The sequence below is a fragment of the bacterium genome (genome assembly GCA_035505375.1).
GTDB lineage: Bacteria > Hydrothermota > Tepidihabitantia > Tepidihabitantales > Tepidihabitantaceae > UBA2258.
The window spans coordinates 1-6,662 of record DATJQV010000018.1; the positions used below are offsets into that span (position 1 = coordinate 1).

4 protein-coding genes and 1 tRNA gene are annotated in these 6,662 nt (G+C 61.9%); 1 reads left to right on the forward strand and 4 read right to left on the reverse strand.

Annotated elements, in window-relative coordinates; translation table 11 throughout:
- On the reverse strand, positions 1-1,168 hold a 1,168-nt coding region (locus tag VMH22_03000; protein ID HTW90655.1), incomplete at its 3' end, for a phosphoribosylformylglycinamidine synthase subunit PurS.
- An 84-nt stretch (positions 1,169-1,252) separates the two neighbouring features.
- On the reverse strand, positions 1,253-1,765 hold the full coding sequence (locus tag VMH22_03005) for a hypothetical protein (protein ID HTW90656.1): 513 nt from the start codon (positions 1,763-1,765) through the stop codon (positions 1,253-1,255).
- Between the two features lie 96 nt (positions 1,766-1,861).
- Between VMH22_03005 and VMH22_03010 the strand changes: the two genes are divergently transcribed.
- Positions 1,862-1,935 (forward strand) — tRNA-Met (locus VMH22_03010).
- Between the two features lie 155 nt (positions 1,936-2,090).
- Here VMH22_03010 and VMH22_03015 read toward each other — a convergent pair.
- The gene (locus tag VMH22_03015; GenBank protein ID HTW90657.1) at positions 2,091-4,997 is read right to left on the reverse strand and encodes a hypothetical protein; all 2,907 of its coding nucleotides are present in this window, start codon (positions 4,995-4,997) and stop codon (positions 2,091-2,093) included.
- 485 nt (positions 4,998-5,482) lie between these two features.
- Positions 5,483-6,061 carry a peptidoglycan DD-metalloendopeptidase family protein gene (locus VMH22_03020; GenBank protein ID HTW90658.1) on the reverse strand — a complete coding sequence of 193 codons (579 nt, stop codon included), beginning with the start codon at positions 6,059-6,061 and terminating at the stop codon, positions 5,483-5,485.
- Between the last annotated feature and the right edge of the window lie 601 nt (positions 6,062-6,662).

Below are 6,662 nucleotides of genomic sequence, written 5' to 3' on the forward strand. Positions count from 1 at the left end.
CCAGAGTTCCGCAGAACACAAGCGGGTTGCCGAGAAAGCCCGGGTCGAAATACACCGCTCCGTTCGCAGTCGGGATGCCCATCCGGTTGCCGTAGTCGCGCACGCCGGCAACCACGCCTTTCATCACCCGGCGCGGATGCAGAACGCCCCGCGGGACTTCTTCCGGCCGGGTGTCGACCGGCGCGAAACAGAATACGTCGGTGTTCAGAATCGGCCTGGCCCCGAGCCCGGTACCGAGGCAGTCGCGAATGACTCCGCCTATGCCGGTCGCCGCTCCTCCGTATGGCTCGAGCGCCGACGGATGGTTGTGCGTCTCGACCTTGAAGCTGACTCCGTACTTCTCGTCGAATTCTATCACGCCTGAGTTATCGTGGAACACCGACAGGCACCACGGCAGGTTCAACTCCTGGGTCAGCTTGAACACCGTGGACTTGAGCAGATTCTTAACCTTCCGGCCGTCGATGTCGATCACGCCCTTGAACGTCTTGTGCTGGCAGTGCTCGGACCAAGTCTGGGCAAACGTTTCCAGCTCGACGTCGGTCGGGTCGCGGCCCAACCCATCGAAGTACTTCTGCAGACCGCGCATCTCGGCGCGACTCAGGGCCAGGAGCCCCTGTCTCGAAAGCTCCAGCAACTCCTGCCCAGAGAGCCCGCGCAGCTTCACGACGCCCTTCCGGAAGCGGTACGGCCTTGTATGGACAAAGACGTGCTCGCCGGGCCTGGCCGCATGCTGGATTACGGGGTTGACCAGCAATCCCTTGACTACCAGGCTCCGAATCGAGTCGGCAGTGCGTCGGCCCCGGCTGCCGCTAAACCCGAACTCATACGCGCGGCCGGTACGGATCTCGACCTGCTCGAACCCGAGGTCGGATAGCGACCTGGCGATGCTCTCCACACTCGGGTCCATAACTCCCGGATTATACAGGACCTCAGTCCCGGTGGGCGCGACCACCGCGGGACGAACGCAGGAACTCTCGCAGACCGGGTCGCAGAGCACCTCGGCGGCTATCCGCTCGGCTTCCGCCTTGCCGATGTCGCCATCAAGGTAGTAGAGACGAGTGATGCGGACGTCGGCGGATGCCCCGCCCGCTATGTCGCGGATATCGGATTCGAGCGCCTTCGCTTCCGGGTCGGTTGTCGTCTTGGTGATCTCGATGCGCCAGAGCACAGGCCAAGATAGGCGAAACTCACCATGAGTCAAGAAAGGCACGCTTGAGCGTGCCCATTCCTGAACGGAGCGCGGTCCGTCCGGCTATTCGCTGATCAGCTTCTTGATCTCCCGGTTCAGCGAGTCCTCGTTGATGGTGTCGGCGTCCAGCACCGTACGTGCAAAGACCCTTACCTTGAGCTTGGCTTGCTCGTATGCGGCCTTGATGCTGTCCGCCGCCGCCTTCCGGTCCTCCCTTCTGACGGTATCAAACGCGGCAATCCGGCCGAGGACGGAGCTGATTGACGAGTCGCATTCGCGGCCCAGCGAGTCTACCCGCGGCGTTATTCCTTTGCCGAGCTGCTTACGCTTGGATCGACACCGGGCCGCAAGATTCATGACCTTGCTCCGGATACTTGCTCGGAAAACTACGAAGCCGGTGTCGGGCGGGGCAGTCCTCAGCGACGGAGGGAGCGGCTCGGGCTTGACACTGCGGAAGCTCCTGACGACCAGGACCCCCGCCACGACCAGCGCCGCCGCGACAAGGACCACGCCGACCACAGTCGGCACGCGGCGCTTCGGCGGCCGCCCGGCCTCAGGCGTCTGCTGCTCATCCACGGTGTATTATACTCGGCCGTCGCCTCACATCTACAGCCGCCACCACATCATTATTCTTGACTATGGCCATGGTTCTGCTTTAATACGTGTGCTGATTGCGGGGTGGAGCAGCCTGGAAGCTCGTGAGGCTCATAACCTCAAGGTCGCTGGTTCGAATCCAGCCCCCGCTATTCCCCAACATAGCCGCTGGTCCATGGCGCGTCACGGCGCGGACGTTACGTATTTCTCATGGACACCCGACCCCGCATACTGTTCGACTATCCGCTCGCGCGCACGCCCTGACTGCTCGCCACTGGCTGCCAACCTCTGACTTCAACGCCTCCTGCTACTTCACGTCCAGGGCCTCGTGGTACTTCGATAACACAAACCAGTCCTTCTCCTGAGTCCGTTTCGCCGCCAGCGTGGAACGCAGCGAGTCGTTGAGCACGGTTCCACAGGCCGCTACGGCCTGGATCCGCACGAAGTTGTCCTGGTTATTCAGGTATGACAGGAAGGCTTTTCTGCATCTGCCACGCAGCAGAGAGTCACCAGGCGTCGTATCGGCGGCGACCAGTGCGGCGGAAGCCCTCAGCGCATGGCCGAGCGCCACCGGCTTGAGCCTGGGCAGGCTCTCCAGCAGCGGCTCCAGACTGGGCTTGCCGATGGCCACCAGCCCCGCCTCGGCCGCAGACCGCACAGTGAAGAAATGGTCGTTCATGGCATGGATGAGGGCCGGAACCGCCACCGGGTTCTTCAGCTTCCCGCAAGCCTCGCCGGTGACAATCCGCGAAATCTCCATCGTGTCCTTCAGCAGGTAGAGAATCCTCGGCACAACCAGCGAGTCGCCGATGTCCCCGAGCGCGTACACGGCGCGCCGCGGGCTGATTCTCTTCGCCTTCAAGGCCACGAAGATTGACTCGACCGCATCGAAGCTGTTCCTCCCCAGCTTGCCGAGGAAATACGCGGCGTTGTTACGCGCCAGCAGGCGGCTGTCACGAAGCCCCCTGAACAGATACGGCTTGCTCGAGTCCGGCCACGCCTTCACGAGCACTTCAATCGCTTCGGACTCAAGCCCGTCCTTGGTGTCCATCTTCTTGTCCGCCACGTACTTCAGCGCTTTGGGCCCCATCTTTGCGAGCTGCTTGCGGGCCAGCTCCACCTTCTTGACGATATTGCCCACGCGCCACATCGAGGCGGTCTTGAAGACCGATTCCACCGGCTGGGTGATGGCCGTGTCCAGCGCCGCCCCGCTCGTGTCAACGTCCGGCTCGAAATTCTCGACCGACGCGGGCCGGTCGTAGTCGAGCCCGGAGCCGTATGTACCTTTGGTCCAAGAGGAGTGCGGAGCCGCCACGTTCCGCTGGCTGTACTTGTTCGTACCGGCCAGGTCGGCGAAGATGCCCATCCCGCCGAACCCGCGTGCCCAGTTGCTCGAGCCCTGGCCGAGCAGCGAATCCTGGGTCATGTAGCAGTCGTTCCCGTCCTCGTCGATGAGCAGGGCCGCGGAGTTGGTCAGGCCGATGCCCTGGCCTCCGGAACAGCAGTAATAGTCGTCGCCCTTCCGGTCGAGCAGCATCCCGACCGAGAAGTCATGCCCCTGCCCCTGAGCCGGGCCCAGACGGGAGATGTAGGAATCGTCGCCATTCTCGTCAATCAAAACGCCGATCGAGAGGTGGATGCCCGCGCCCTGCGAGTACTGGGACGCGGAGTAGCGGTCGTAGCCGCCGCCGTCCCAGAGCATGCCGAGCGAGTACCAGTAGCTCGTCCCCTCGCAGAACACCTCGCCGTCGTAGAAATCGTTGCCGGACTTGTCACACAAGAAGGCCACTCCCCCGCCCGCGTCCGGCCTGCGGCCCATACCGAACCCGTGCGAGAAAGAACGGTACTCATGCGGCAGCAGCGGCGTGTGCAGGTACACGCCTCCAGCCCGATACACGTCATTGCCGGCCATGTCGCCCAACACTGCGCACGACCACGTACTGGCCATCGCCTGGCCCCAGCAATAACAGCGATAGCTATCGTTGCCCGAGTTCTCCAACAGAAGGGCCGCGCCGAAGTCGGACGCAGCCTGGGCAAAGAACCCGGCGTCGTAGATGTCATCACCGGACACATCCCACAATAGCGCCGTGCCGAACTCGGTTGCGCCCTGGCTGTAATGGGTAGCGCGGTACACGTCGTTGCCCGCGCAGTCAATCAGGACGCCGGTGCCGAACAAGGACGCGCCCTGGCTGAACATTCGGTTCGAGTTGTAGTAGTCGTCGCCCTTCAGGTCAATCAGGACGCTGAACGGCTTGCCCAGGAATCCGACCGCGCCGCCCGCCCGGTTCAGATACCGGTCGTTCCCGCCGACGTCGATGCTGATGCAGCAGTCCTTCCGATAGACGTTGTCACCGGTCCCGCCGACCACGACCAGGCCCCATTCGGTCTGGGCGCTGAACAACACCCCGCCCTCTACCCCATCCACGGTGCCGTTACCCACGCCGGCCTTGTACAGGGTAGTATCGGACTCAAGCAGCCGCTTCGCCTCGGCCGATGCCATCACGACCGCCATGCCGGAAAGCGCGAGCGAATGACGGTCCAGCTTCCGCACGTACGCGAGCAGCGTCTCCTGCCTGAACTCCGGGCTGGTATCATACTGCTTGCCGAACTCCCGCTGCATCGCTCCGGAGAACGTCTTGGCCGTGTCATCCTCGTCCTTCCAGAAACCCGGAGCCTCTCCCAGCAATCGGTCCAGTTGATACGGCGAGAGCTTAGCCACGGCCTTGTTCAGGTACTTGTCCCCGACACGATAGCTGCCGAGCAGGAGATTGATGGAACGCCAGAGCGCCAGCGGCAACGTCTCGGTGCCGGGCAGCGGCGTGCTCGCTTCGGCTTCGACCTCCTGCCACAACCGGGCCGAATCGTCGGGCGTGATTCCGCAATCGGTCACGCGCCACTGACCCCAGAGTTGGGAAGCGGGCAGGCTCTCCTGCTTGCAGACGCTGGCTGCGCACGACTCGGTATAGGCAGCGCAGTCGAGCGGGTGAGCCAGCAGCCGGTCGACTACCTTCAGCCGGAAGAAACTGTCAACCGCCCACAGCTTATAGAAACCCAGCTCGTCCACGTTCATGCCCTGAGCTGCCATCCCCTTCTGGATGGCGTCCCGGGCGAGCGAGTCTATGCCGATGACCTTCGGCGTCGAATCCTGCGTAGGTGTCGCCGCCAGCGCCATACCCAGCAGAACCAACAACACCACAACAGCCTTCCTGCTCATATCTGCTCTCCTCTTCTGAATTCCGAGTTCCGGCACTTCTGACTTCTGACGTCTAGCATCTGACTTCTGACTTCACCCGTTCCGGAGTCCCGAGTTCTGTACTTCCAGCTTCTGACATCTAGCATCTTACTTCTGACTTCATCCTGATGGTCACTCTATCCCCGTCTCCGCCAATGTCAACCTTACCGAGCCGCGGTCAGGTGCCCCAACCGCGTCTATCGTTCGCCGGCCACCGTCCTTCGTCAATTCCGGCTTCTGGTTTCCAGTTTCTGGTTTCTGGTTCTTGATCTCTAACTCTGGCTTGTCCGGTTTCTGGATTCTGGATTCTGGTCTCTGAACTGCCCGGACCTCTAATCTGCGTAATCTGCGTAATCTGTGGATGTCCCCTCCTCCCCCTTGGCGTTCTCGGCGTCCTTGGCGGCCTTCTCTCCGGGTCCGCACTTCTGAATTCTGGTTTCTGCATTCTGACTTCTGAATTGTCCGGCTCATCGTGGCGCCAGCCACTCCAACGGGTCAACCGACCTTCCGCCCACGCGGAACTCGAAATGCAGCGTATCCCCGGACAGACCGATGACGGCGCCCTTGGCCACGGTCGCGCCGACTCTCACCTTCACGTCGGTCAACTTCGAGTAGATGCTGTGCATCCGGCTGCCGTGGTCAATGATGACCATCCTGCCGTAGCCGATAAAGACGTCGGCGAAACTCACCAACCCCGAATCCACTGCCAGCACCGGCCTGCCGCTGGTAGTTGCGATATCGATGCCCGAACTCTTGGTCACGGTTCCGTACTTCGGATCAACGACGTTCCCGAACTGAGTGACTACGATGCCGTCTGCGGGCCACGGCAGCTTGCCCTTGCGCTCATCCTGACCCGGCTTCGGACGCGGCTTGGCTGCTGTCGGCTGGGGCTTTGGCTGTGGCTTCGGCTTCGGTTGCGTCGCGGTCCGTGCGAAACGGGGACAGGCGGTATAGAGAGCATCGCAAGCAAGGACGAAAGGCAGAAACAGCATCGCCAGCGCGAGCACGTAACTCCTCGCCAGCTCACACCGAGGCCGAATCTGCACTCACACTTTCTATCCGATAACTGCTGCCAAGTCAACGCTGACTCGACCACATCGTGCCCGCGCCGAAGAACCGACGGGCGGCGGCCACGTCCCGCCATCTGTTTCGGCCAGAGCCGACGGCATGTCGTAAGTCTACGGCACGGTGCGGCCATGCCGGACGCGGTCGAACAGCGCCCTGGTCTCCGGCACTAGCTCTATCTGGCTCATCTCGGACTCCTTTCCCCCACTGCAATTGGGGTACATATATACTTATAGCCGGATTTCGGCATTTTGGGTCAAATCGACATCGCGTAAGTTACGTAGTCCCTGCCCAGGGGTCGTGGGGGGGACGGTTACCCGGGCCTATCCTCACACCTATATCCCAGCCTATCGCCCCGCCAATTGTCGCGCCTAAGCCTGAGCCTTCTCACCCACCTAATCCACCGCCTACTGCCCTGCCTTCTGTACCGGCTATCCTCCCGCCTATTGCCGAGCTTACTGTACCAGCTATCGTACCGCCTACGGTCGAGCCTTAGGCCCATGCACAAGTAGAGCCTATGGTCGGGTCTTTTGCCGGAGCACTCTTCAGGTCTATTCCCGAGCCTACTCCGGAATCTAATCC

Coding starts and splice junctions, on each gene's coding strand:
- VMH22_03015 (HTW90657.1), bottom strand. CDS start 4,997: ATGAGCAGGAAGGCTGTTGTGGTGTTGTTGGTTCTGCTGGGTATGGCG.